The sequence below is a fragment of the Paenibacillus sp. FSL R7-0198 genome (genome assembly GCF_038000415.1).
In the GTDB taxonomy this organism is placed as follows: Bacteria; Bacillota; Bacilli; order Paenibacillales; family Paenibacillaceae; genus Paenibacillus.
Genome location: NZ_JBBOCB010000001.1, coordinates 4,334,906 through 4,360,328, shown reverse-complemented (window position 1 = coordinate 4,360,328; position 25,423 = coordinate 4,334,906). Strand labels below are relative to the sequence as shown.

Genomic DNA, 25,423 nt, shown 5'->3' with positions numbered 1-25,423 from the left:
TCAATAATTTAACAGACAAATAAACAAAGCCCTGCACGATTAATATAGATCGGTCAGGGCTTTGTTTTATCCTACATTAGATGTAAGCAACTAGATACGTATATCAAATCGGCCATTACTATCTGTTGTTGCATTAGCAATTTCCTTTGGGGTAGCTACACCCTTTCCATTGGATGGAGGTTGGGCAGGTGGCGCCTCCTTAGCAACGGTTGTACCGGCTCCTTGAGAGCTTTGCTGTGCAATCTGTGCCTCAATCTGTTTGATCTGTTGTTCAAGCTGTTTGGTCTTTGTATCCTTCGTCTTCTCATCGTCCTTGCTGGATTGTACTTTCTCCAGTTGAGCCTCAAGCTTCGACTTTTGTTTCTCCAAGCTACTTGAATTGTCGGAGCTCGAAGATGTCGATATGTATGATGTTGTGGAGCTGGCTGTAGAAGATATATTCATTATAGTTCTCCTCCTCTTTACTTGGCTTCACTATACCCTATTCCATTGAAACGTACGTTAAATCCAACTGAAAGGTTGCTGAACGAGCTAAGAGTCAGAAGTTGATCAGATGGAAGTATGTATATCAGCATTAATCCGTAGTCCAATTATTAATACAGAGAGTCTTCATATAAATGAAATATTAATGCTGTCTTATCTATATAGTTAGTGCTTCTCGGTAGAAAATAGTAACACAAAAAGACACACTCGATATCATCAAGTGTGTCTTCTATTGCTTGGCGGCGTCCTACTCTCCCAGGACCCTGCGGTCCAAGTACCATCGGCGCTAGAGGGCTTAACGGTCGTGTTCGGGATGGGTACGTGTGGAACCCCTCCGCCATCGCCACCAAACGCGTAGCTTACATTTCAGAGTGTTGTTCTCTGAAAACTAGATTCGAAACGAAACACGCGAATTATCACTTGCTATTGGATAAGCCCTCGACCGATTAGTACTGGTCAGCTCCATGCATTGCTGCACTTCCACCCCCAGCCTATCTACCTCGTCGTCTTCAAGGGGTCTTACATACTGGGAAATCTCATCTTGAGGGGGGCTTCACGCTTAGATGCTTTCAGCGTTTATCCCGTCCGTACATAGCTACCCAGCGGTGCTCCTGGCGGAACAACTGGTACACCAGCGGTACGTCCATCCCGGTCCTCTCGTACTAAGGACAGCTCCTCTCAAATTTCCTACGCCCACGACAGATAGGGACCGAACTGTCTCACGACGTTCTGAACCCAGCTCGCGTACCGCTTTAATGGGCGAACAGCCCAACCCTTGGGACCTACTTCAGCCCCAGGATGCGATGAGCCGACATCGAGGTGCCAAACCTCCCCGTCGATGTGGACTCTTGGGGGAGATAAGCCTGTTATCCCCAGGGTAGCTTTTATCCGTTGAGCGATGGCCCTTCCATGCGGTACCACCGGATCACTAAGCCCGACTTTCGTCCCTGCTCGACTTGTAGGTCTCGCAGTCAAGCTCCCTTATGCCTTTGCACTCTTCGAATGATTTCCAACCATTCTGAGGGAACCTTTGGGCGCCTCCGTTACTCTTTAGGAGGCGACCGCCCCAGTCAAACTGCCCACCTGACACTGTCCCCGCACCGGATTACGGTACCAGGTTAGAACCTAGATACGATCAGGGTGGTATCCCAACGTTGCCTCCACGCAAGCTGGCGCTCACGTTTCAAAGGCTCCCACCTATCCTGTACAGATCGTACCCAAATTCAATATCAAGCTGCAGTAAAGCTCCATGGGGTCTTTCCGTCTTGTCGCGGGTAACCTGCATCTTCACAGGTATTAAAATTTCACCGGATCTCTCGTTGAGACAGCGCCCAAGTCGTTACGCCATTCGTGCGGGTCAGAATTTACCTGACAAGGAATTTCGCTACCTTAGGACCGTTATAGTTACGGCCGCCGTTTACTGGGGCTTCGGTTCACAGCTTCGGGATTACTCCCTAACCACTCCCCTTAACCTTCCAGCACCGGGCAGGCGTCAGCCCGTATACTTCGCCTTACGGCTTCGCACAGACCTGTGTTTTTGCTAAACAGTCGCTTGGGCCTTTTCACTGCGGCCCCCTCGTGCTATTCACACTACCGGGGCACCCCTTCTCCCGAAGTTACGGGGTCATTTTGCCGAGTTCCTTAACGAGAGTTCTTCCGCGCGCCTTAGAATACTCTTCTCGCCTACCTGTGTCGGTTTGCGGTACGGGCACCTTCACCTGGCTAGAGGCTTTTCTTGGCAGTGTGAGATCATGACCTTCGCTACTATAATTTTCGCTCCCCATCACAGCTCAGCCTTACAATGTGCGGATTTGCCTACACATCAGCCTTACTGCTTAGACGGACATCCATCAGTCCGCGTCACTACCCTACTGCGTCCCCCCATTGCTCATAACGGCTTACGGTGGTACAGGAATTTCGACCTGTTGTCCTTCGACTACGCCTTTCGGCCTCGCCTTAGGTCCCGACTTACCCTGAGCGGACGAGCCTTCCTCAGGAACCCTTAGGCTTTCGGCGGATCAGATTCTCACTGATCTTTTCGTTACTCATACCGGCATTCTCACTTGTATAATGTCCAGCGCTCCTTACGGTACACCTTCAACCCTTATACAACGCTCCCCTACCCCTGATGCAAAGCATCAAGCCATAGCTTCGGTGGTGTGTTTAGCCCCGTTACATTTTCGGCGCAGAGTCACTCGACCAGTGAGCTATTACGCACTCTTTCAATGGTGGCTGCTTCTAAGCCAACATCCTGGTTGTCTGTGCAACTCCACATCCTTTCCCACTTAACACACACTTGGGGACCTTAGCTGATGGTCTGGGCTGTTTCCCTTTTGACAATGGATCTTAGCACTCACTGTCTGACTCCCGGAAGTAAGTCTATGGCATTCGGAGTTTGACTGAGCTTGGTAACCCTTGCGGGCCCCGCACCCAATCAGTGCTCTACCTCCACGACTCTGTTTTCCGAGGCTAGCCCTAAAGCTATTTCGGGGAGAACCAGCTATCTCCGAGTTCGATTGGAATTTCTCCGCTACCCCCACCTCATCCCCGCATTTTTCAACATGCGTGGGTTCGGGCCTCCAGTGCGTGTTACCGCACCTTCACCCTGGACAGGGGTAGATCACCCGGTTTCGGGTCTACGTCCACGTACTAAGTCGCCCTATTCAGACTCGCTTTCGCTGCGGCTCCGGCTCTTCACCTTAACCTTGCACGGGAACGTAACTCGCCGGTTCATTCTACAAAAGGCACGCCATCACCCCTAAAACGGGCTCTGACTTTTTGTAAGCACACGGTTTCAGGTTCTATTTCACTCCCCTTCCGGGGTGCTTTTCACCTTTCCCTCACGGTACTGCTTCACTATCGGTCGCTAGGAAGTATTTAGCCTTGGCAGATGGTCCTGCCGGATTCATACGGGGTTTCACGTGCCCCGCACTACTCGGGATCCGTCTCGGAGGGAACAGACTTTCAACTACAGGGCTTTTACCTTCTTTGGCGGGCCTTTCCAGACCTCTTCGCTTAACCGGTTCCTTTGTAACTCCATGTGAGACGTCCCACAACCCCAAAGAGCAAGCTCTCTGGTTTGGGCTTCTCCGCGTTCGCTCGCCGCTACTGACGGAATCACTATTGTTTTCTCTTCCTCAGGGTACTTAGATGTTTCAGTTCCCCTGGTATGCCTCTACACAACCTATGTATTCAGTTGTGAGTAACTGGAAATTACCCCAGCTGGGTTTCCCCATTCGGACACCCCCGGATCAAAGCTTGCTTACAGCTCCCCGAGGCAGTTTCGTTGTTCGCCACGTCCTTCATCGGCTCCTAGCGCCTAGGCATCCTCCGTGTGCTCTTAGTAGCTTAACCATTTTGTTCCGGTTTCGGTCGCTCGCTTCCCTTGTTTTGCTTACGCAAAGCCAAAAGTCACTCTCACCCGATACCATCACAAAAGCAATTTGACTACCGTTTTTATTGAAACTTGTTTACACAAGTTCAGCTAAAAAGGAATGTTCTAATTCGCGTTTGTTTCGTTTCGATATCTAGTTTTCAAAGAACAAGCTCCATGCAAAAGCAAGCTGTTTGAGAGTTTGAGCTCTCAAAACTGAGCAACGAGTGAGTAGTTTGTGCAGATCTAGTCTGCTATTTGAATGTTTCCACTCGGGAAACGATTCTCCATAGAAAGGAGGTGATCCAGCCGCACCTTCCGATACGGCTACCTTGTTACGACTTCACCCCAATCATCTATCCCACCTTCGGCGGCTGGCTCCTTGCGGTTACCCCACCGACTTCGGGTGTTATAAACTCTCGTGGTGTGACGGGCGGTGTGTACAAGACCCGGGAACGTATTCACCGCGGCATGCTGATCCGCGATTACTAGCAATTCCGACTTCATGCAGGCGAGTTGCAGCCTGCAATCCGAACTGAGACCGGCTTTGTTGGGATTGGCTCCATCTCGCGATTTCGCAGCCCGTTGTACCGGCCATTGTAGTACGTGTGTAGCCCAGGTCATAAGGGGCATGATGATTTGACGTCATCCCCACCTTCCTCCGGTTTGTCACCGGCAGTCTATCTAGAGTGCCCATCCGAAATGCTGGCAACTAAATATAAGGGTTGCGCTCGTTGCGGGACTTAACCCAACATCTCACGACACGAGCTGACGACAACCATGCACCACCTGTCTTGAATGTTCCGAAGAAAAGGTACATCTCTGCACCGGTCATTCAGATGTCAAGACCTGGTAAGGTTCTTCGCGTTGCTTCGAATTAAACCACATACTCCACTGCTTGTGCGGGTCCCCGTCAATTCCTTTGAGTTTCAGTCTTGCGACCGTACTCCCCAGGCGGAGTGCTTAATGTGTTAACTTCGGCACCAAGGGTATCGAAACCCCTAACACCTAGCACTCATCGTTTACGGCGTGGACTACCAGGGTATCTAATCCTGTTTGCTCCCCACGCTTTCGCGCCTCAGCGTCAGTTACAGCCCAGAGAGTCGCCTTCGCCACTGGTGTTCCTCCACATATCTACGCATTTCACCGCTACACGTGGAATTCCACTCTCCTCTTCTGCACTCAAGTCACCCAGTTTCCAGTGCGATCCGGGGTTGAGCCCCGGGATTAAACACCAGACTTAAATGACCGCCTGCGCGCGCTTTACGCCCAATAATTCCGGACAACGCTTGCCCCCTACGTATTACCGCGGCTGCTGGCACGTAGTTAGCCGGGGCTTTCTTCTCAGGTACCGTCACCTTGAGAGCAGTTACTCTCCCAAGCGTTCTTCCCTGGCAACAGAGCTTTACGATCCGAAAACCTTCATCACTCACGCGGCATTGCTCCGTCAGGCTTTCGCCCATTGCGGAAGATTCCCTACTGCTGCCTCCCGTAGGAGTCTGGGCCGTGTCTCAGTCCCAGTGTGGCCGATCACCCTCTCAGGTCGGCTACGCATCGTCGCCTTGGTGAGCCGTTACCCCACCAACTAGCTAATGCGCCGCAGGCCCATCCCCAAGTGACAGATTGCTCCGTCTTTCCAGTTTCCTTCAGGCGAAGAAAACAATTATTCGGTATTAGCTACCGTTTCCGGTAGTTGTCCCAAACTTGAGGGCAGGTTGCCTACGTGTTACTCACCCGTCCGCCGCTAACCATCAGAGAAGCAAGCTTCTCTTCAAGTCCGCTCGACTTGCATGTATTAGGCATGCCGCCAGCGTTCGTCCTGAGCCAGGATCAAACTCTCCAATAAAGTATTGAAAAGAGCGATAAGCTCATTTTGAATCTGACGAGATTAAAAATCTCATTTATGCTCCAGTCGATTCAAGCCAAGGCTCATCTCAACTTTCGCGTTCATTCTGCAAGCAGAATGTTTACTCACTCGTTGTTCAGTTTTCAAAGATCAAACTTGTTTCGTTACCGAATGTCGTTCTCTTCAGCAACTCTTATATAATATCATGTCCGAACCAACTTTGCAAGCTTTTTTTTCAAGTTTTTTTTCAAAGCTTAATTCATTTGCTTGCCGCACCGTGTATCTCGTGTTTTTTTGGCCGGAAATAGAATATACCATGCGACACACACACTTGTAAAGAGTTAATTTCAAAACATATCAAATCCTCAATCTAACCATATTAAGGGCCATGAATCTACAATGAACTCCTAGGTTCAATTCTATTATCCTGCAGCTGATCTTCTCTATTTAATCTGTCTTTCTTCTATATATAAGAAGGTAACCCTCTCAACTCTCTTATTCGAGACGATAGGGTTACCTTCTATAGTAATCTATATTTATTTACGTTCTACTTTATATCCTTTATCCTCAAGTAGTTTCACGATGCCGTGATCGCCCAAGTAGTGCGCCGCGCCAACAACAATGAAATACTCCTCGCCTTTGCCGTTTTTCAAGTAACCATCGATTTTGTCAGCCATACCAATGTTACGATCAACCAGCATTGCTTTGTTGTACTCCTCGTTAGTGGAGAAGCTGTTTGTCAGTTCAAGTAATTGCTCGTCATTACCCGTTTTCCACATCTCAGCCATTTCATTTACACTGTTATCCAACACGTCGAAGTTTTCGATTGTCGCTTTCAGTGTTTCCTCTTGTGTTTCTTTGGAAAAGTCGTTAAACATGCCAAGTTGAGATTGATAACTCTCCAACTCAATAACTGGAACTTTGCGCTCGATCGCTTTCTGGATGAAATACAGATCCACTCCTGCAGATGCTTCGTATCCAGCCGTTGAGGACTTCAAACTTGCGAGTGTGCTCTCCACTACCCAAGGCTTAAATGCATCCAAAGCATTAGGCTCTAGACCATTTTTCTTCAATACATCGCCCAGCTTAGTATACGTTTCACTGGAAATGTGATCTTTCAGTGTTGTGCCATCCTGATACGAACCCAGACTTAGAACCAGCTTTTGCTGCTCTTCATCAGCGGCTTTGCTAATATCAATCTCTACCCCGAGATAGTCGGCTTCCGCAAAGGCTTCTTCGAACTCCGGACGCAATGGATAGAAGCTCTCATCAGCAATATGCATAGACCCTACCAGATAGACCGTGTTGCCATTGCTTTCAACTTCCCACATGAAGCCGCGTCCACCGGTTTGAGCAGTTTCGGTTGCTCCGCCCTTGGATACCAACAGTACTGTGCGCGTTGCAGCATCCCAGCGAACTTCATAACCCGCAGCATCACCGACGATGCGGATTGGCGCATACGTTACACCGTTGATACGTGTAAGCTTGCTTTTGAGTGTAATCGTTTTGCCATCTACCACAGCCGTGATCGTATCATCTGTCGCAGTTGTTAGCTTCACATCCATAGCATCCAGCGTAGTCCGCAGTGGAACCAATGTCGTACCTTTATCCAAGATTGGTGCTCCTGTAGCATATTTCACAGCCTGGTCATTGACCTTGACGGAAGTTCCTTGTGGAGCAGCCATAGCCGGCACTGCAGATGCGAGCAAACCTGCCGAGATGGTAAGAGATAAGAGCATGCGTTTCCAATTTTTCATATTATGTATTCTCCTTTATTGAATATAGTTGCCAATCCAATTTTTAATAGAATAGACATACTTAGATACTACGGATAAAAGTGGGAATTGGTGCCACTCCACAAACGGAGCAGCACTTATCCAATCCCTCCCCTTCAAACACTCAATTTAGATCTTATATGCCTTCATGGCCTTAAACAATTCCTTGAAGGTTGGACGTTTACCGTACATCAACACACCTGTGCGATAGATTTTCGCTGCAAGCCATCCGAAGATGATAATGGATACGATCAGAATCGCTAATGAAGTTAGAATCTCCCAGGTTGGTGCAACCCCTGCACCAATCCGTACCAGAATCGCGGTCGGCGATGTGAATGGAATGAAGCTTGCAATTTTCAACAACAGAATGTTCGGCGTAGAAATACTGAAGATCGCAATATAGAAGGATACAAGTGACAACATCGTAATCGGCAGAACAGCCTGACCGAGTTCCTCAGTACGGCTTACCATTGAACCAATGGCAGCGAACAACACGGCATACAGGAAGTAACCCAGAATGTAGAATATAAGTCCGTACACAATAACTGCACTATTCACATCACTCAGACTCATATTGAAGTCACCTAATACTGCACGGTTATGCGGCAGCAAGATATTTCCGGCAACCACCGCTCCGAAGATCCCGATTTGCAGCATCCCCACCATGAAGATCCCGATGATTTTACCAAACATCTGACTGAGCGGTGATACACTCGTAATCAAAATCTCCATAATACGTGAGCTCTTCTCCGCCGTGATCTCGGAGGCAATCATGTTGCCTGTCATCATCGTCGAGGTAAACAGCAGGATGATCAGCAAGTACACTACAATATAGTTAATCGGACTCATTTTACCTTCAGACTCAGTACCTGCTCCGCTCTCATCTGTACTCAAACTTTGCTCGGTGAGCTTCACAGGTGTTGTAATCAGTTCCTTCTGCTCCGCTGTGAGTACATCCTTCACAACCACATCCAGCTTCACACTCTGTAATGCCGCTTCAATGGATGCAATGATCTGAGGTGATACGTCTTCTGCTGAATATAGAATGGGCTGCGGGAACTCTTGCCCGGAAACAGCCTCAAACTTCAGATAACCATCGGTAAGCCCTGCTTCCACATCCGCCGCAAGGGCCGCCTCATCTTTGTCTCCGCTGGCAATGAATCGATAGGCCTGATCCCCTTGAGCCGCAGAGAAGCTCTCCAGTTTCTCGGAAACTTCAGGCTGCCCTGTACTCAGAAGACCAATATTTACAGGATTACTGCTTGAAGCTCCACCAATGGAACCTCCATTAAATAAGGTAATGAAATACGGGACATTGAGTCCGATTGAAATTAAAAGTGCAAGTACAATGGTCGTTACCATGAATGATTTCGTTTTAACTTTGTTTTTAAATGTAAAACCCGTAATCGTTCCCATTTTATTCATTCGACTCACCTACCTCACGAATAAAGATTTGGTTAAGCGTTGGTTCCTTCAGTTCAAAGTGTTCCACTGTCGTCTGAGTCATGGCTGTTCTCAGAATCTCTTGAGCCGCTTCCACCTGACTAATATGTATCAGGTACCCGCGCTCATTCCGCTCGACTTTCGTCACACCAGACAACTGTTCGAGTCCTTCCACACTACCAATCGTACCCAGGAATACCTGTTCACGCGGATACCGGCTCTTGATCTCCTTGATCTCTCCTTGTACCACAGTGTTGGAACGATGCAGAATGGTGATCTGACGACACAACTCTTCAACGTGCTCCATACGGTGTGTTGAGAACAGAATGGCCGTGCCTTCGTCACGCAATTCTTTGACGGTGGACTTGAGCAATTCCACGTTCACAGGATCCAGCCCACTGAACGCTTCATCCAGGATGAGAATCTGCGGTCTATGCACTACAGCCGCGATGAAGCCCATTTTCTGCTGATTACCTTTGGATAACTCCTCGATCTTTTTATCGTAATACTCAGGTACCTCAAACCGATTCAGCCAGTACTTGAGGCTCTGATCTGCGTCCTTACCATTCATGCCACGAAGTCGTGCCAGGTAATTAATCTGTTCGCTGACTTTCACCTTCGGGTACAATCCGCGCTCTTCCGGAAGATAACCCATAATCTGTTGCAGCTCCGTATTATAGGGCTTGCCGTTGTAAAGGATATTCCCTCCGTCAGGGTGAATCAGTCCAAGCACCATGCGCATTGTTGTTGTTTTACCCGCACCATTGGCTCCGAGCAGTCCGTAAATCTCCCCCTCTTTTACATTGAGCGTGACTCCATTAACGGCTGTTTTGTCTGCATATTGCTTGACGACTTGCTTCAATTCCAATCGGTTCATTATTTATCGTCTCCCTTCGGTTATTTCCACTGTACGGGTGCATACCCGGCAATCCAGAATGCCAGCACTTCATCCAATTCCAAGTTACGGATTTTCAATACCCGGTTATTGGACAGCTCCAGCCTCTCCTGCGCCTCGCTGACCCGGGTTGTAATTACGCGAACAAGACCTCGCTCTTCCAAAGAAGATTCCACAACACCAGGAATACTTTCTGGCCTTAAATCTCCTTCATACCAGACTTCTTTCCACTGATCGAGCACCATATCTTTCTCGGCCATCCCCAGTGACTGACCACGGTGCATCAATACGATGTAATCCGCAAGCCTTTTGACTTCGTCTGCAATATGTGTGGCAATTAGAATCGTGGTGTCTCCCCCCGCCATGAAGGTACGGAACTGCTCAACCATCACTTTCCAGGCAAAGGGGTCCAGTCCGGATGAAGGCTCATCCAAAAGCAATAGTCTTGGGCGAGCTGCAATTGCAGCTGCAATCTCAAATTTTCGCCTTTCTCCCTTGGACATCTTGTTCAGCTTCACATCAACAGGTACTTCCATATCATGAATCAGTTGGTCGAACAACTTCATATCCCAACGTGGATACCAGTACGCCCGGAAATGGGCTGCTTCCTGTGCTGTTATCCGGTTCTCTTCTGAACCAGCGTTATCTGCCACAAAACCAATCTGTTGTCTCAGTTCAATAGGAAGTGGCCCTTCATGTTCCTGACCAAACCATATAATCTGCCCAGCATCTGGCAGCACCACTTGCTGCAGCATGTTAAGAAGGGTGCTTTTGCCTGAACCGTTGTGACCGAGAATAGCGACTATATACCCTTCCGGGATGGTCAGATCAATTGGGCCAATAACTCTGCGTTTTCGCATTTTGGATACGCCGTTCAACTGGATTGCTATCGGTTCCACGTATGAATCACTCCCTTACTTCGCGTAAATAGCCTTCAGGACTTCCCGGAACAGGCTCTCCATCTCTTCTTCCGTACAGCCTACCGATTTCCCGGACTGCACCGCTGCTTGCATCGCTTCCTGTGCGGCCTTTAATCTATAATTCTCTCTGTCGCCGGCTTCTACCTGGGCCACAAATGTACCTGTCCCCTGCTTCGTACGAAGCAAGCCTTCATTCTCCAGATCCTGATAGACCCGTCTAACCGTAATAACACTGCAATTCAGTGCTCCGGCGAACTCACGAATGGACGGCAAATGTGTTCCCTCCCCCAACTGACCCGTAATAATTAACGATCTTAACTGATTTTCAATTTGGTGGTATAAAGGTTCAGCGCTATTTTCATTAATTTGAATGGGTATTTTCACATCTTGCACCTCGCCCTCCGGTACACTCCAGTCTGTTACCTGACCGTGCCGGTTTCATCCTGTATTCGTACATAAGCTCAATTCTCATTTTAATTCAAATCCCGTTGAACCAGCTTCTTCAGCGTCAAGCGACTAAACAGCCATAGTCCCGCTACGCCAGCCACCAGAGCAATCCACATGATCGGGGAAAGTAGCCCCCATGATTTACTTTCATCCAGTACAAGCCGTAATCCGTAACTGCCTGACATTCGAATCAGTAAGGACATGCCAATGGCGATTGGTACAAAAAGCATACTGAGAAGCAAATATTTCTTGCCACTGTTCAGAAACTCTCCGTAAATATACAATCCTGTTACCACAAGTCCATAACCTGTACAGGTAAGGCTAAAGGCCAGATATTGATCCCATCGGAATCCTTCGGAATGAAGGTTAACCACATATAACGATCCGTAGAAAAAGATACCGTTGTAAGCAAACGCCATTAGAGACTGCTGTAACCTGGACCACATCACCGCTTGTTCAGGGATAGGAATTCTGCGATAGTAGGCCAGCATCTGCGTATAGGAATCCTCATGTATGTAACGGAAGGAGCGCCTGCAGAACATAAACCCTTGAAATGGCAACATAAGTAAAAAGAACGCATCCACCACCGGATTAATGAAATCTGTCTGTTGTTGTCCTACTAACATCACACCGCTCATGCTGCCAGTGTATATCATGAATATTGCAGACCATAGCCATTGGAGCTTATCCTTACTCATCTGGCTGCGGGTCAGCCACCACGCCTGCTTCCATTCGTTCATATGCCTGCCTGCCTTTCACCTGTCATTCACTCACTCATCTTGCTTACTGTGTTCACTGTGTTCACTGTGTTTACTGTATATATCAATATACACAGTATACAGACCAAATTCTCATCCCGTCAACCCTTAAATTTCCTGAATCAGGAAGACGGGATGGGACACAGTACGAATTTACGTTAAAATAAATTATAGTAATGAATCAAAGAAAGGAAGGTTACAGCTATGGATTGGCTGGTAGAGATCGGTTTTGTCCTCCTTTTCCTTATCGTCGTAATATGGTTGGTCCTCCGGGATGAGCCTCATCGTCATTCTGCCAAAAAAGGGAGACACCGCATCCGTCGTAACAACGGTTATACCGACTCTGCTTCGGGATATCCGGTCATTACAGGAGATGACTCCTACGATCGACATTCCAGACACACACCGGATCACAAACATCATGAGTCGGATTATTCATCAGACACACATTCTCATCACAACAGCGATAGTGGTAGCAGCAGCGACAGTGGTGGGGATAGTGGCGGCGGCGACAGTGGGGGTGGCGGGGATTAAACATCTTTTCCCAATCACAAAAGAAGGGCTGTACCCGTTATTGTGTAAACACAATTCGGGTACAGCCCTTTGCCGCTCTCTAGCACCTGTTAGAAGAAGAGGCCTTACGATTAAACGAGGTTATAGCCACTAGGCAGACTGCGGTTGGCGCGGATCGCACGAATCTCGGCCAGAGTCAACCGCTGATTCGTAGAGATCAGGGATTCCACGTCATTGCCACGGATCAGATCATCCAAATCTCTCAAGTTGGTGTTGCCACGGAAGACACGGAATCCACCTTGAAAGTTAGGACGCGTAAACACAACCAGCGTTGCATTCGAACTTGTTGAGAAAAAGCGTAGGCTCTCCACCCCATCCAAAATATTGTCCAGGTTGCGGAGCCCCGTATTGCCACGATAAATGCGGCTTCTCCCTCTGTAGTTCTCTTCAGAATACACCGTGAGACGTGGATACGTTTGACTGACATTGACTGTTTTTTTCATTTACTTTCCCCCTCTCAAACTCATTCTATGAATGAATGAGAAAGGGAGCGTGGACGAATCGTCTACTAGATTCGTCTATTTTCATAGTTTCAGAAGGTCATAGTGACACACGCCCAAGTAGCCAGAGGTTATACCTATACTTTTATACGCCGAGGATAACTTCCCATACCGGACGTGTATGACCACCAGGATATAAGAGATATAGAAGAACATACACGACAACACCTGTTAGCGCTGATCCGAACCAGATCATGGACGTGAACTTGCCCCAGCGGCGATGTGTTCCGAACTTCTTTTTGAACCCCAGGACCAGTGTGGAGATGCCGAATATCGCTGCCACGGTAGCGAGGATAATATGAAAGATCAGAAATATCCGATAAAAGATCTCCAGATCCGGGTCCCCGCCCCAAGCCGTATTACCCACGAACACTGTACGAGACATATAGATCACAAAGAAGATTAGAGCTGCAATCGCACCTGCTACCATGGCGGACTGATGAGCCTCACGTTTACCCCGAATAATCAGTACCCATCCAATCCCCACCAGTACTGCACTAATCACAATGAAAGAAGTACTGATCGTGGGTAGCCAAAAATACATATCCATCGTGTGTTCCCCCTCTTGTCAGAACATTGACTTAATTATTTGGCAGCCGGATTGAGTGGCCCCCCTGCGCCCCCTGCAGGATACGAATCATCGTCGTCTTCCTGCTTCTCTTTCCGATACCATTGAAAAAAGACATAAGCCAGCATGGAGGCGAAGATCCCTTCCTGAATAAACTTCATTACAATGCCACCAACCTGCTGATCTTCCTTCGCGGAAGACAGAAAGTTGAAGAAGGCTGGCCCACCGAATGAGCGAAGTAACGCCGTAGAATCTCCAGACACACAATACCGCATGGCTTCAGCCCATACTGCCGGGTTGCTGTACGTCTGATACAACGGCTCTGATGCAAAGATAATCAAGCCACAGGCAGGCGTGAGCAGTACCATATTCAGAAAAATAAAACCAATCTTGGATAACCCCGACGCTTGTCTACCCTCTGGCAACGGATTCAGCAATGTCCACCACATGAGCATCGAGGTGATGAACAGTGCAATATAATACAACCGGTGAACGGTAAAATTCAGCATGACATAATCATGTACAATCGGTAGGTGATACAGCGAGAAAAGCCCGTTAAAGATCACAGCCGCAACGATCGGATGAGCCAGGAACGATAGCTGGCGCGTTGGCAACCAGCGTACGATTCTGCGCCATACCCAGATCGGCAAACCTTTCATCATCAGCGGCGGCGCTACCAGATAGGATAACGCCATGCTCACCATGTGGAAGCTAAACATTACGTGACCAAGCAGATTAAATGGGCCAGCTTGAGCCAGATACAGGACAAACAACCCTGTAATAAACATGATTTTCTGTGCAACAGTCGCAGGTTCTGCATCCTTTATTTGCTCGCTTAACGGTCCCACAAGCACCAGATAAGCCGCAGCAATGATCAGAAATAAAGCCAATATAAGCGGACTCCATAAGTCGTTGAAGCTAAAATATTGCAACCCGAGCATACGGGAAACCTCCCCGTGACCTGATTTGGTTGTTGCCTTCATTACTTTGTGAAGATTCATTCGCCAAAAAGGGGAAAAGACGGCGGCAATGCGCCGCCGCCATCTCTTTTACCACCAGACCCAATAGAGTGCCATAATGATGCACGTAAAGGCTACGAAAAAGCCAAAGGCCATGAACAGAATCGGCATCAAGTGCCCTTTGTCCTTCAAGTGCATCCAATAACCCAATTGAACGAATACTTGAAGAATAGCCATGACGAGCAAAATAATAATGATAAAGGTTGTGTTGACCCCTCCGGCAGAAGCAGCCGCAAACGCAATCAGCGTAAGAATAATGGAGAAGATAAACACCACGACGTGTTTCTGTGGCCCTTCCGTCCGGTGACGGTGTTTCACAGGCTGTTGATCTGTCTTATCCTGTGCCGACATGTGCTACCCCACCTTTCCGAGCAGGTACACGACCGTAAAGATGAACACCCAGACCACGTCAATAAAGTGCCAGTACATTGCGGAGACGTATACTTTAGGTGCGGTTACGACCGTCAATCCTTTTTTGAACAGCTGACCGATAATGATTCCGATCCACACAATACCAAAAGCAACGTGGGCTCCGTGGAACCCGACCAATGTATAGAATGCTGAACTGAATGCACTCGTGGTCATGCCAAACTCTTTATGTTTCACATACTCGTAGAACTCGTAAATTTCCAGTGCGAGAAATCCCATACCCAGCACTACCGTGATGCCAAGCCACAACGCCAGTGCATCTCGCTTGCCCTTATGCATGGCCTGAATCGCAAATACACTCGTCAAACTACTGACCAGGAGAATGAACGTTGCAGCGGCCACAAGTGGCAGGTGGAACAGTTCATTCGCCGTAGGTCCATCATTGGTTTGGCCACGAAGAGCCAGGAAGGTAGCAAAGAGTGTACCGAACAGTACCGTCTCGCCGCCAAGGAACAACCAGAAGGCGATAAGTTTGTTACGGCCTTCCAGCGTTGCTTTCTCCGGTTCATGCGGCAATTTGTCGTTCACCGGTTCGGCATGTGAGGTTGTCATGTTCTAGCCCCCTTCTCATCCTGATCCTCCGGTTCAATATGCCAGCCATGATCATCATAAAGTGAACGAAGTGCCATTGCGCCAAATGTGATTACGAGACCGATAATAACTACAATATAATTGTTAAAAATGACATTCATAAATGCATTACCAAATTCGTCCTTGCTGAACATCAAGCCAAGACCGGCGATAAAGATACCTACTGACATTACAAATGGCAACGGTGTTGCTGAAGGCATATGAATCGAACCTACAGGTTCTGCCGGTGTCATCTCCGTATGTCCTGCCATTTTTTCCTTCCAATATGCATCAATTCCGCGTACCAGCGGCGTCTGCTTGAAGTTATATTCCGGCGGCGGAGATGGAATAGACCATTCCAGTGTACGGCCGTCTTCCCACGGATCGTTTGGCGCGCCAGCTGGTTTTCTCGTTGTGATCACGATATTCACGAGGAACATGATAACCCCAACACCCATCAGAAACGCACCGACGGAGCTGACCAGATTGAGCAGGTCAAAGTCCTGATTCGGCAAGTATGTAACGATCCGGCGCTGCATCCCCATCAGACCGAGGAAATGCTGTACAAAGAACGTTAATTGGAAACCGATCATAAATGTCCAGAACGTCCATTTGCCCAGTGTTTCGCTGAGAATACGTCCGAACATCTTCGGCCACCAGTAATGCAGTCCCGAGAACAATCCAAGTACGAGTCCCCCTACAATAACGTAGTGGAAGTGGGCTACAACAAAGTACGTATCATGGAACTGGAAGTCTGCCGGAGCAGATGCCAGCATAACGCCTGTAACGCCACCCATAACGAAGGTTGGGACGAATCCAACAGCAAACAGATTTGCCGCTGTAAAGCGGATCTGTCCACCCCACATCGTAAAGAGCCAGTTAAAGATTTTGATCCCGGTAGGTACGGCAATCAACATCGTGGAGATGGAGAAAAGCGCGTTGGCTACATTACCCAGACCTGTTGTAAACATGTGATGCGCCCAAACCATGAAGCCCAGGAAGGCAATCAGGATGGTGGCAAATACCATGGAGCTGTATCCAAACAACCGTTTACGCGAGAAGGTCGGAATAACCTCCGAGATAATCCCAAATGCGGGCAAAATCAGAATGTATACTTCCGGGTGCCCGAAGATCCAGAAGATGTGCTGCCAGAGTACGGGGTTACCGCCACCTGCGACATCGAAGAAATTCGCTCCCAGTATACGGTCAAACGTCAAAAGTACAAGCCCTACCGTGATGGCAGGAAAAGCAAAAAGGATAATGGCGGATGTAATAAATGTCGTCCATGTAAACATCGGCATCCGCATGTAGGACATGCCTGGAGCACGCATTGTAATAATCGTTGCGAGAAAGTTAATGCCCCCGATGAGCGTTCCCAGACCCGCGATCTGAAGGCCGATGGTGTAGAAATCCACACCATGCGTTCCACTGTACTCACTGCCCGAAAGCGGCGTATATGAGGTCCAGCCCGCATCCGGTGCTCCGCCCATAACCCAGCTCAGGTTCAGCAACAATCCACCAAACAGGAATGTCCAGAAACCCAGCGCGTTAAGAAACGGGAAAGCAACGTCCCGTGCCCCGATCTGCAAAGGCACTACAGCATTCATAATGGCAAAAATAAGTGGCATGACACCAAGGAAAATCATTGTTGTTCCATGCATTGTAATCAATTCGTTGAAGACCTGTGCCGATACAAAATCATTCATAGGCTTCATCAGTTGAATCCGAATCAAAATGGCTTCAATGCCGCCGATTCCAAAGAAAAATCCACCCGCAACCAAATAGAGAATGGCGATTTTTTTGTGATCGACGGTGGTGATCCAATCCATCAAGCCCCTGTACCTCTTGACGCTATGCGCATGAGCCAAGGTTGTGTACCCCCTTCTTCGTCCTTGCTGTTCTATTCATAGTCCAATTTGTAGTTGGCCAGATATTCGGCAATTCCGTCGATTTCTTCATCCGTCAACCCAAGATCTTTGGGATTCGGCATGGTATTGCCCGGCTTCACGGATTGTGGATCATGGAGCCATTCTTTCATGTTATCCAGTACCGGGCTACCTTCTTCCTGTCCCTCACGAGAATTCAGCAAAATGCCTGCGACAGATTCCTTGCCGCCGATTCCCGTCAGATTAGGTGCAACCGGTCCACCTTGATCACCAACAGCGTGGCAAGAAAGGCAGTTTGTTTTGAACTTTTCGGCCAATTGAGTGTCTTCAGGAAGGACTGCGGGTGCTTTCATCTGGTTCACCCATCTGTCAAAGGATTCCTGACTCACTGCTTTTACCTTAAACTCCATGAAAGCATGCGATCTGCCACATAATTCGGCACATTTACCGCGGTAAACGCCTTCATTCGGTGCAGAGAAACTGAACTTGTTAAGTGTTCCATCCGGGTTTGTGTCCATTTTGCCCGCAAGTGACGGCACCCAGAAGGAGTGAAGCACGTCAGCGGTTTTTAATTCGAATGCGATTTTTGTTCCGGTCGGGATGATGAGATCTTGAGCGGTGGTTACGTCATATTGAGGATAAGTGAATTCCCACCAGTACTGATGCGAGGTGACTTGGACCTTAAGTGCGTTTTTGTCATTGGACAGATCTTCGCCTTGGGCAAAAATCGTTTGGACCGTCGGTACTGCCAGAACAATAACCAGCAATAACGGAATGGCTGTCCATATTACTTCCAGCTTGAAATTACCTTCAACCTGTTCGGGCATCTCAGTCTGCCCGGCTCGTCTACGAAACCGGATCAGAACATAGGCAGCTATGGCGAATACAATGATGAGCACCACGATCATAATCGCGATGGATAACTTCATCAGATCATATTGGCCTTGCGCTACAGGACCCTGAGGTTTCATTACCGACAAGTCTTCCCGCCCGCATGCGGATAGCAGCAAAGAGAACACCGCCAGCAAGGGGAGAATTCGCTTTGCAACCTGCCACTGTTTCATCATTGATCTACCCCACTTTTTTACGTTTTCGTAGATTACCGTTGTCGTTCGGTAGAAAGGCAACAAAAGGTACGTTTCAGCACGATACGCATAATCCTCTTCATCATACAGAACGCTTACAAAAATAACGCTTCCAGTACTCCCGTGATTTCCTGCTCAGGGCATGTCTGCGCATTCTTCCAATTCATTCTATATGCTTCAATCACTTATTAAATATAAGTTGAGGGTATGATTTTGTCAATCTTTGGACACATGTTCACAAATTGTTCACTTTATGTAAAAAACCGCTCTACAACTTGATTTGCAAACGATTTCAGTTAAAAGTATTACACTCTACATTTGAAAATTTTTGCCAAATTTCGGTGATAAATCTCGATTTATTGGCGATTTTTCTCACATTGAAAACATGTGCTATTATGCAAAAGAAAGATCAGAATTTATGGAAAACCTCTTCCATATCCATTCCAAAGACATGCCTATCGCTCCATACCGCTATTTTCAAGCTCAAAACAGCATGGAGCATTTCGGAGAAAGTTCAACTCAGGTCCTCTTCTTCACTGAATTCATCTCACGTGCCATCGGTCAGAATCAAGGGGCCATTCCCAGTAATCGCAACCGTATGCTCATATTGGACCCCCCAGCTGCCATCTACGGTCCTTACCGTCCATCCATCTTCATCCCACACAACGGCCCCGGAACTGCCTTTTGTAAAGATTGGTTCAATCGTAATAACCATGCCCTCGGTGAGCATCGTGCCCGTTCTGCGTTTGCCATAAGGCAGAACGTTTGGGGGTTCATGAATATATTGACCAATCCCATGACCGATGAGAGGCTTCACAATCCCGTACCGATACAATCTGGCTGTTCGTTCAATGGCACTTCCAATATCTCCGAGTGTATTCCCCGGAACTGCCTGGGCAATCGCCCGCTCAAGTGCCTTCTCCGTGCGTCTCATCAGCTTGCGAATGGATCTGCTTGTTTCACCAATTCCATATGTCCAGGCCGAGTCAGCAAGCCAGCCGTCCTTGTTCACGACCATATCGATGGTCACTACATCCCCGCTTGCCAGCTCCTCTTCCCCAGGAAATCCGTGGCAGACTACTTCATTAACAGAGGCACACGTCGCGTACGGATATCCTTTATACCCTTTTTGCTCAGGTGTGGCTCCTCGTGCTGCCAGAAACTCTTCCACCCGCTCATTAATCTCTGCTGTCGTGATACCGGGGATCATCCACTGCTCAATATGCTGGTGACAACTTCGCAAAATTCGTCCAGCTTCCCGCATGTAGCCAATCTCTTCTTTGGTTTTCAAAATAGGGTCCACATGCATTCATCCTTCCCGCTGTAGGTGTACTCCCATATATATGCAGCAGGAACGCAAAAAAAACCGCCTGCCGGAGCTTATCGCCCGGGAGACGGTTCTATTCATTATCGGAACAGTATAATCAGAGTTGTGTGTTGTTTCAGGACACGGAAGAATCCATCTTGACAAGCTCATGCTCAACCACAGAAGTCAATTCTTCCTCGTATCCACCCGTAATCCGGTATTTTCTCACGTACTCCTTCACGAATTTTTTTGGATCTTTAGGACGGAAAATCCGAGTCATTTCCCTCAAACTTTCTTTGACCTCATTGTGACCTTTCGTTGCCATTGTAATTCCCTCCCAAAACGTTGAAAGTGAATGCTCCGTTTAGAGAATGCCGAATAAGTCTTAAATGCCATCCATGAAGTTGTGTGCGCGGCTTAAAGCAAGCTTTAGGTCGGGAACCTCGCTAGAAAGCAAGTACCTGACACTATAAATACCCGATATGATTCGGAATGAATCATAATCTTATTGTAGCATATTCGGAAGTATCTTACGACTTGACGATTTCCTCTAATAAATATAACGGTTTTCATGCCCAAAAAGTTTAATTCCGAATCATATGTTACGATTGCCACCATTCTATACGGAATTAATATATCCAGCATAACACTGAACTATTCGGGGGATATTATCACGGACAACCCATACAGTTAAATTACTGGTATCCAAAGGAGGCGCCGTTTCATGGAACGCAAAGAACAGGATATGCTGCCCCTCTCACATGAAAAGGTGGAAGTCGACGGAGTATATATCAACGAAGCCGGACGTGAGGAACATTTGCACCGCGGGCAACACTTCCCGGCTGATCCCGTTCTCGGCAAGTCAGAATGGAAACTGACCGAATATGCATATGATAATCATCACGAAGGACGAACCGATGAGCGGTTGGTTCCCAAAGAAAACGACACCGATAAAATGGGCAAGATTACAAACCCTCGCAGACAGATCGAGGGCGGATAACGATTTCGTTCTTGCAACGTTTAATCGTAACGACAACAGGGGCAGAGCAAGCTGTACAATGGCTTGCTCTGCCCCTGTTTGCTTTTTCCTATGTGTTGATTCCCATCCGTTCACAGGCAAATAAATTCATCGGTTCAGTTCTGTCCATCTCTCTCATAACCTAGTTAAAAAGGACAAAGGAGGCTGGACCGGATGTCCCCCATGAAATCGTCTAGCGGTCTGGATGAAAATATTGCTGGCATGCTTTGTTATCTGTTTACCTTTATAGGCGGGATTGTCTTTCTCGCTGTGGAGAAGCGGAGTCGGTTCGTGTTATTTCATGCGCTGCAATCTGTAACGGTCTTTGGCATCATTATGGTCGGGCATGTATTATCGGCTTTCCTTCCGTTGTTTGGACCACTGGTGGCATCGCTGTTATCCCTGCTTGGTGTGGTGGTCTGGCTTATTATGGTCGTCACCAGTCTACAGGGGAAGTGGCTGAAGCTGCCGTGGGTTGGCGATTTTGCAGAGAAACAGATGCGTCATCTGTAATTTGAGGAAGACATGATTCAAAAGAAAAGACGATCCATCCCCTTTCAAACGGGGTTTGGATCGTCTTTTGATTATATGTCCCACTTCAACGGATCTTCGGTGTTTCACATATAAAGAGGGCTTGTTCATGCGCTTGAACATTCATAGCATAAACGATGTATGTCATAAACCATTCATGCTGTATATCTTCATGATTAATCTGATTCATTATTCATCTTGTGAATCATCTATCTATAACAGTTAACATAACAATCCTGCTGGATGATAATCCTAGCCTACTTCGGCTAATTTAAGCTGACTTGCCCGTCTCTCCAAGGATGGCATCTGCTTGTTGTTCAGCCATCTTGGCAGCCGTTTCCTTGGTACCAAGACCATTGAACAGCAGGTTCATGAAGATCGCCGTGAAGCTACCTGCAATGATACCATTACCGAGCATAATCTGAGCCCAGGCCGGTGCACCTGCGAACAACTCAGGTACAACGGTAACCCCAAGCCCCATACCTACAGAACAAGCGATGACAAACAGATTCTCATGTCGGTTCAGATCGACCTGACTGCCGATAATCCGAATGCCTGATGATACCACCATGCCAAACAAGGCCACCATCGCTCCGCCAAGTACTGCCCCTGGAACGAGCTGTGCAAGGGCTGCAATTTTTGGTACAAATCCAATGACCACAAGGATTCCACCAGCCACCACAATGACATCACGTGTCTTCACACGTGTCATCTGTACCAGTCCTACATTTTGCGAATACGTTGTATACGGGAACGAGTTGAAAATACCACCTAATACAATGGCTAGACCCTCCGCACGATAACCACGGGCAAGATCCTTGGAAGACAGGTCCTTGTCCAGTATTTTGCCCAGAGCCATAAATACACCTGTGGACTCGGCCACGCTGACAATCGCCACCAGAATCATCGTCAGAATAGGTACAATCTCAAACGTAGGTCTGCCGAAGTAAAACGGCTGAACAACGTGGAACCAACTTGCATCGCGAATAGGGGCAAAGTTCACTTCACCCATAAACCCTGCTGCCACTGTACCTACCAGCAGACCAATCAGTACCGAGATGGAACGGATAAAACCTGTAGTGAATCGAGTCATTAAAATGATAAAGAGCAGCACGCCGAAACCGAGTAACAAGTTCACTCCGCTGCCAAAATCTTCTGACCCCTGACCGCCGCCCAGATCGTGGAAAGCAACCGGAATCAAGGTTAAACCGATGATCGTAACCACCGAACCCGTAACCACTGGCGGAAAGAGCCGAATAAGCTTCCCGAAGATTCCGGAGAATATCAATACGAACAGCCCTGAGGCAATAATTGCTCCGTAAATGGCAGATACCCCACTGTTCATCCCGATTAGGATCATCGGAGACACAGCCTGGAATGCACAGCCGAGCATGACAGGCAGCCCTACGCCGAAATATTTATTTCCCCATACCTGAAGCAGTGTAGCCACACCACATGCGAGCAGGTCAATGGCAATCAGATAGGTTAGTTGTTCCTGTGTAAAACCCAATGCGTTACTAACGATCAATGGGACAACGACGGCTCCTGCATACATAGCAAGCACGTGCTGTAGTCCGAGGGAGAACGTTTTGATTGGATGCCGATGCCGTTGAAAAATACGTTCGCGTGCCATATTAGTTCGTGCCCTCCTCGTCCGCAAATGTAACCTGTCCATCCGACAGTGCCCCGATGCGAACCAGCGATTCCACACGGTATCCTGCTTCTTTCAGCAAGCGACCTCCCGGCTGGAATGCTTTTTCAATAACAATACCGATACCCACCACTTCGGCTCCAACTTGCTCCACAATGCGAGCTAGACCAAATGCTGCTTCACCATTCGCCAGAAAATCATCAATGATCAGCACGCGATCACCAGGCTTCATGAATTTCTTGGCAACGGTGATTTCATTGGTCTCCTGCTTCGTGAAGGAGTAGACCTTCTCTACCAGAATGTCTTCCGTCAGTGTGAGCGACTTCTGCTTCCGTGCAAAGATCAGCGGCACGTTCAGCTCCAACGCGGTCATGATGCCCGGTGCGATCCCTGACGACTCAATTGTCAGCACACGTGTGATATTCTCACCTTCAAAGCGGCGAATGAATTCTTTACCTACTTCCTTCATCAGAACCGGGTCCATCTGGTGGTTCAGGAATGAATCCACTTTGAGTACTTGCTCGGACAGGACGATACCTTCCTGTCTTACCTTGTCTTTTAACAATTGCATTGTAATTCTTCCCCCTGAATGCCCTCCGCACAGAATCCCACATGCTCTTCCAATCGCATGGTAAAAAAGCAAAAAGCCCGCCTTTTCACACGCTGCGGAATAACCGGAGACGGGAAAGACGGACTTGTACGTATATGGACAAGCCGTATGGATACTACAAGTGTAATGGATGGACAGAATGACAGGAGTTCAGTCCTGTTGTGAGAAACTCTAAACAGTGTAATCAGAAACAGATAAAAGCCACTTGAACCTGCTCTTCAGTCAAACTGCCTGAGAATGATCTCATGCCAACCATACAAAACATTGCAACATCTTTCCCGTAGTCCGATCATTCCGGTGATCAGGTAGAGACATGCAGGCCTATTCCTGCACATATACGAGTAACGGCATATTTAATTTTTTGGCTCCATGATTCGTTACAATGTATGATCGCGAACCTGAATGTAAAAGGTTAAACATAACTGACAATGTTAGAAGTATACCGAATCGACGGCATGAAATAAAGAAGTATTTTCATGGAAGTTGCGGAAACTTGTCTTAATTTGCAAACAGGGGGTGATTGGAATCTATTTTTTATGTACAATATGAGAACGGAAGCGCGGATCTGAACGGAGAATAGATGGAAACGCGACCTATATTTTGAATCGAATGATCAAAGGAGATATGCAAACATGAAAGGCGTACTTAAAGAATTCAAGGAATTTGCCGTCCGCGGCAACGTCATCGATCTGGCGGTCGGTGTCATTATTGGGGCTGCTTTTGGTAAAATCGTCACGTCCCTTGTGAATGATATCATCATGCCTCCGGTTGGAAAACTGCTGGGTGGAATCGACTTCAGTCAGAAAATCATCAACCTGGATAGAGACATGAAAACAGCAAACGGACAGGAGATCACCACACTTGCTCAAGCCAACGAAGCCGGGGCTACCGTGATTGCTTATGGTCAGTTCATCAACGTCATGATTGATTTTCTTATCGTTGCGTTCTGTATCTTCATGCTTGTGAAGGGCATCAACTATCTCAAAAGCAAAGAACACAAAAAGCCCGAGCCGCAAAAAACGACCAAGGCTTGCAAGTATTGCCTATCAGAAATTCCAGCCGCAGCTACCCGCTGCTCGCACTGTACTTCAGAACTTGAAGCAGAAGGAACCGGCGCTCTAGCATAATCACAATGAACGTATAAAGACGCACCGAGTTGAATTACGGATATAAAACCTGATGCGGGGGACAACCTCTTACTTGCTAGGGTGTATGTATGAAAAGCTAGCCATATGGGCTTCATTAACAATGGTTGCGTAGCTTAAAGGTTTGATGGTTCCACCGTAAAGGTGGGGCCTTTTTTCGTGCCTAACATACATGTGTTACACGTGCTCCCCCATGAATGTCATTTGCGGCCATGCTCATGAATTAGAAGCGGCGTGGCAGCAAATGCTCCAGGATCGACTTCAGATCCTTATCTTCTTTGTAAACTTCTTCTCCAGTATCAAGCTCTGTCACACGAATATATTCAAAGTTTGCCGAAGCATCCACTGGCTTGAACAACAATTGGGCCTCATCTTCCAAACGTACATTAAATCCCATATCCTTAAACATGCTGCTTAACTGACTGTTAGCCGGTTCCTGACCTTGCCCTACAAAAATAAGTCCTCTAAGATTTTTACGTTCCTGAGGTTGCGGATAAATCACCTGAAAGTGTACAATGCATTCCATACGATCGTTCCCCTTTCGTTTAAAACATACTTTGTGAAATTTTGAACTTTAAAATCTGCTATATAA

24 protein-coding genes, 3 rRNA genes and 1 riboswitch are annotated in these 25,423 nt (G+C 47.7%); of the genes, 5 read left to right on the top strand and 22 right to left on the bottom strand.

What is annotated here, in order from left to right:
- Window positions 1-90: 90 nt before the first annotated feature.
- From MKY87_RS18995 to MKY87_RS18950, 10 genes are all read right to left on the bottom strand, one after another.
- Window positions 91-444: a FlxA-like family protein gene (locus tag MKY87_RS18995; protein ID WP_091038950.1), complete on the bottom strand. Its 354-nt coding sequence runs from the start codon at window positions 442-444 to the stop codon at window positions 91-93.
- Window positions 445-717: 273 nt separating this feature from the next.
- Window positions 718-834 (bottom strand): 5S ribosomal RNA (gene rrf, locus MKY87_RS18990).
- Window positions 835-909: 75 nt separating this feature from the next.
- Window positions 910-3,837 (bottom strand): 23S ribosomal RNA (locus MKY87_RS18985).
- A gap of 312 nt (window positions 3,838-4,149) precedes the next feature.
- Window positions 4,150-5,702, bottom strand: a 16S ribosomal RNA gene (locus MKY87_RS18980).
- Together the 16S, 23S and 5S rRNA genes form the textbook arrangement of a ribosomal RNA operon.
- 536 nt (window positions 5,703-6,238) lie before the next feature.
- Entirely contained in the window at window positions 6,239-7,459 is a 1,221-nt protein-coding gene (locus tag MKY87_RS18975; RefSeq protein ID WP_340965708.1) for a TraB/GumN family protein, read from the bottom strand.
- 147 nt (window positions 7,460-7,606) lie between these two features.
- The gene (locus tag MKY87_RS18970; protein WP_340965706.1) at window positions 7,607-8,902 is read right to left on the bottom strand and encodes an ABC transporter permease; all 1,296 of its coding nucleotides are present in this window, start codon (window positions 8,900-8,902) and stop codon (window positions 7,607-7,609) included.
- Window positions 8,895-9,797 carry an ABC transporter ATP-binding protein gene (locus MKY87_RS18965; RefSeq protein WP_338594826.1) on the bottom strand — a complete coding sequence of 301 codons (903 nt, stop codon included), beginning with the start codon at window positions 9,795-9,797 and terminating at the stop codon, window positions 8,895-8,897. The genes MKY87_RS18970 and MKY87_RS18965 overlap by 8 nt, the downstream gene beginning before the upstream one ends.
- 20 nt (window positions 9,798-9,817) lie before the next feature.
- Window positions 9,818-10,714 carry an ABC transporter ATP-binding protein gene (locus MKY87_RS18960; protein WP_340965705.1) on the bottom strand — a complete coding sequence of 299 codons (897 nt, stop codon included), beginning with the start codon at window positions 10,712-10,714 and terminating at the stop codon, window positions 9,818-9,820.
- 15 nt (window positions 10,715-10,729) lie between these two features.
- On the bottom strand, window positions 10,730-11,119 hold the full coding sequence (locus tag MKY87_RS18955) for a GntR family transcriptional regulator (RefSeq protein ID WP_091038380.1): 390 nt from the start codon (window positions 11,117-11,119) through the stop codon (window positions 10,730-10,732).
- An 89-nt stretch (window positions 11,120-11,208) separates the two neighbouring features.
- Window positions 11,209-11,922: a hypothetical protein gene (locus MKY87_RS18950; RefSeq protein WP_340965704.1), complete on the bottom strand. Its 714-nt coding sequence runs from the start codon at window positions 11,920-11,922 to the stop codon at window positions 11,209-11,211.
- Window positions 11,923-12,144: 222 nt separating this feature from the next.
- On the opposite strand from MKY87_RS18950, the gene MKY87_RS18945 reads away from it, so the two are divergent.
- The gene (locus MKY87_RS18945) at window positions 12,145-12,474 is read left to right on the top strand and encodes a hypothetical protein (RefSeq protein ID WP_339312009.1); all 330 of its coding nucleotides are present in this window, start codon (window positions 12,145-12,147) and stop codon (window positions 12,472-12,474) included.
- A 110-nt stretch (window positions 12,475-12,584) separates the two neighbouring features.
- On the opposite strand, the gene MKY87_RS18940 is transcribed toward MKY87_RS18945, so the two are convergent.
- From MKY87_RS18940 to MKY87_RS18900, 9 genes are all read right to left on the bottom strand, one after another.
- A complete protein-coding gene (locus MKY87_RS18940) occupies window positions 12,585-12,956 on the bottom strand; it encodes a hypothetical protein (RefSeq protein ID WP_074093350.1) in 372 nt (123 codons plus the stop codon).
- 142 nt (window positions 12,957-13,098) lie between these two features.
- Window positions 13,099-13,563, bottom strand: a complete 465-nt coding sequence (locus MKY87_RS18935) for a DUF420 domain-containing protein (protein ID WP_036613174.1) — start codon at window positions 13,561-13,563, stop codon at window positions 13,099-13,101.
- Between the two features lie 35 nt (window positions 13,564-13,598).
- The gene (ctaG, locus tag MKY87_RS18930; protein WP_340967490.1) at window positions 13,599-14,522 is read right to left on the bottom strand and encodes a cytochrome c oxidase assembly factor CtaG; all 924 of its coding nucleotides are present in this window, start codon (window positions 14,520-14,522) and stop codon (window positions 13,599-13,601) included.
- A gap of 108 nt (window positions 14,523-14,630) precedes the next feature.
- A complete protein-coding gene (locus MKY87_RS18925) occupies window positions 14,631-14,951 on the bottom strand; it encodes a cytochrome C oxidase subunit IV family protein (protein WP_036613178.1) in 321 nt (106 codons plus the stop codon).
- Window positions 14,952-14,954: 3 nt separating this feature from the next.
- The gene (locus MKY87_RS18920) at window positions 14,955-15,581 is read right to left on the bottom strand and encodes a cytochrome c oxidase subunit 3 (protein WP_047840264.1); all 627 of its coding nucleotides are present in this window, start codon (window positions 15,579-15,581) and stop codon (window positions 14,955-14,957) included.
- Window positions 15,578-17,428, bottom strand: coding sequence for a cytochrome c oxidase subunit I (gene ctaD / locus MKY87_RS18915; RefSeq protein ID WP_422395265.1), 1,851 nt, complete (start codon window positions 17,426-17,428; stop codon window positions 15,578-15,580). Before ctaD ends, MKY87_RS18920 begins: the two co-directional genes overlap by 4 nt.
- Window positions 17,429-17,499: 71 nt before the next feature.
- The gene (gene coxB, locus MKY87_RS18910) at window positions 17,500-18,552 is read right to left on the bottom strand and encodes a cytochrome c oxidase subunit II (RefSeq protein WP_047840266.1); all 1,053 of its coding nucleotides are present in this window, start codon (window positions 18,550-18,552) and stop codon (window positions 17,500-17,502) included.
- Window positions 18,553-19,117: 565 nt separating this feature from the next.
- Entirely contained in the window at window positions 19,118-19,879 is a 762-nt protein-coding gene (gene map, locus MKY87_RS18905) for a type I methionyl aminopeptidase (RefSeq protein ID WP_091038334.1), read from the bottom strand.
- Between the two features lie 133 nt (window positions 19,880-20,012).
- On the bottom strand, window positions 20,013-20,201 hold the full coding sequence (locus MKY87_RS18900) for a hypothetical protein (protein WP_017690840.1): 189 nt from the start codon (window positions 20,199-20,201) through the stop codon (window positions 20,013-20,015).
- A gap of 399 nt (window positions 20,202-20,600) precedes the next feature.
- On the opposite strand from MKY87_RS18900, the gene MKY87_RS18895 reads away from it, so the two are divergent.
- From MKY87_RS18895 to MKY87_RS18885, 3 genes are read left to right on the top strand one after another with little or no spacing between them, the layout of a single operon-like run.
- Complete coding sequence (locus MKY87_RS18895) at window positions 20,601-20,876, top strand: transposase (RefSeq protein WP_338590579.1); 276 nt, start codon at window positions 20,601-20,603, stop codon at window positions 20,874-20,876.
- 11 nt (window positions 20,877-20,887) lie between these two features.
- Entirely contained in the window at window positions 20,888-21,040 is a 153-nt protein-coding gene (locus MKY87_RS18890; protein ID WP_338590577.1) for a hypothetical protein, read from the top strand.
- A gap of 28 nt (window positions 21,041-21,068) precedes the next feature.
- On the top strand, window positions 21,069-21,407 hold the full coding sequence (locus MKY87_RS18885; RefSeq protein WP_338590575.1) for a DUF4870 domain-containing protein: 339 nt from the start codon (window positions 21,069-21,071) through the stop codon (window positions 21,405-21,407).
- 289 nt (window positions 21,408-21,696) lie between these two features.
- Here the strand turns inward: MKY87_RS18885 and MKY87_RS18880 are convergent, their stop codons facing one another.
- Both MKY87_RS18880 and MKY87_RS18875 read right to left on the bottom strand, forming a co-directional pair.
- A complete protein-coding gene (locus MKY87_RS18880) occupies window positions 21,697-23,058 on the bottom strand; it encodes a nucleobase:cation symporter-2 family protein (protein ID WP_289391047.1) in 1,362 nt (453 codons plus the stop codon).
- 1 nt (window position 23,059) lies between these two features.
- Window positions 23,060-23,647, bottom strand: a complete 588-nt coding sequence (locus MKY87_RS18875) for a xanthine phosphoribosyltransferase (protein WP_036613196.1) — start codon at window positions 23,645-23,647, stop codon at window positions 23,060-23,062.
- Window positions 23,648-23,947: 300 nt separating this feature from the next.
- Window positions 23,948-24,047, bottom strand: a riboswitch (purine riboswitch).
- 271 nt (window positions 24,048-24,318) lie between these two features.
- On the opposite strand from MKY87_RS18875, the gene mscL reads away from it, so the two are divergent.
- Entirely contained in the window at window positions 24,319-24,813 is a 495-nt protein-coding gene (gene mscL / locus MKY87_RS18870; protein ID WP_249913043.1) for a large conductance mechanosensitive channel protein MscL, read from the top strand.
- Between the two features lie 241 nt (window positions 24,814-25,054).
- Here the strand turns inward: mscL and MKY87_RS18865 are convergent, their stop codons facing one another.
- The gene (locus MKY87_RS18865; RefSeq protein ID WP_339786601.1) at window positions 25,055-25,357 is read right to left on the bottom strand and encodes a hypothetical protein; all 303 of its coding nucleotides are present in this window, start codon (window positions 25,355-25,357) and stop codon (window positions 25,055-25,057) included.
- Window positions 25,358-25,423 lie beyond the last annotated feature (66 nt).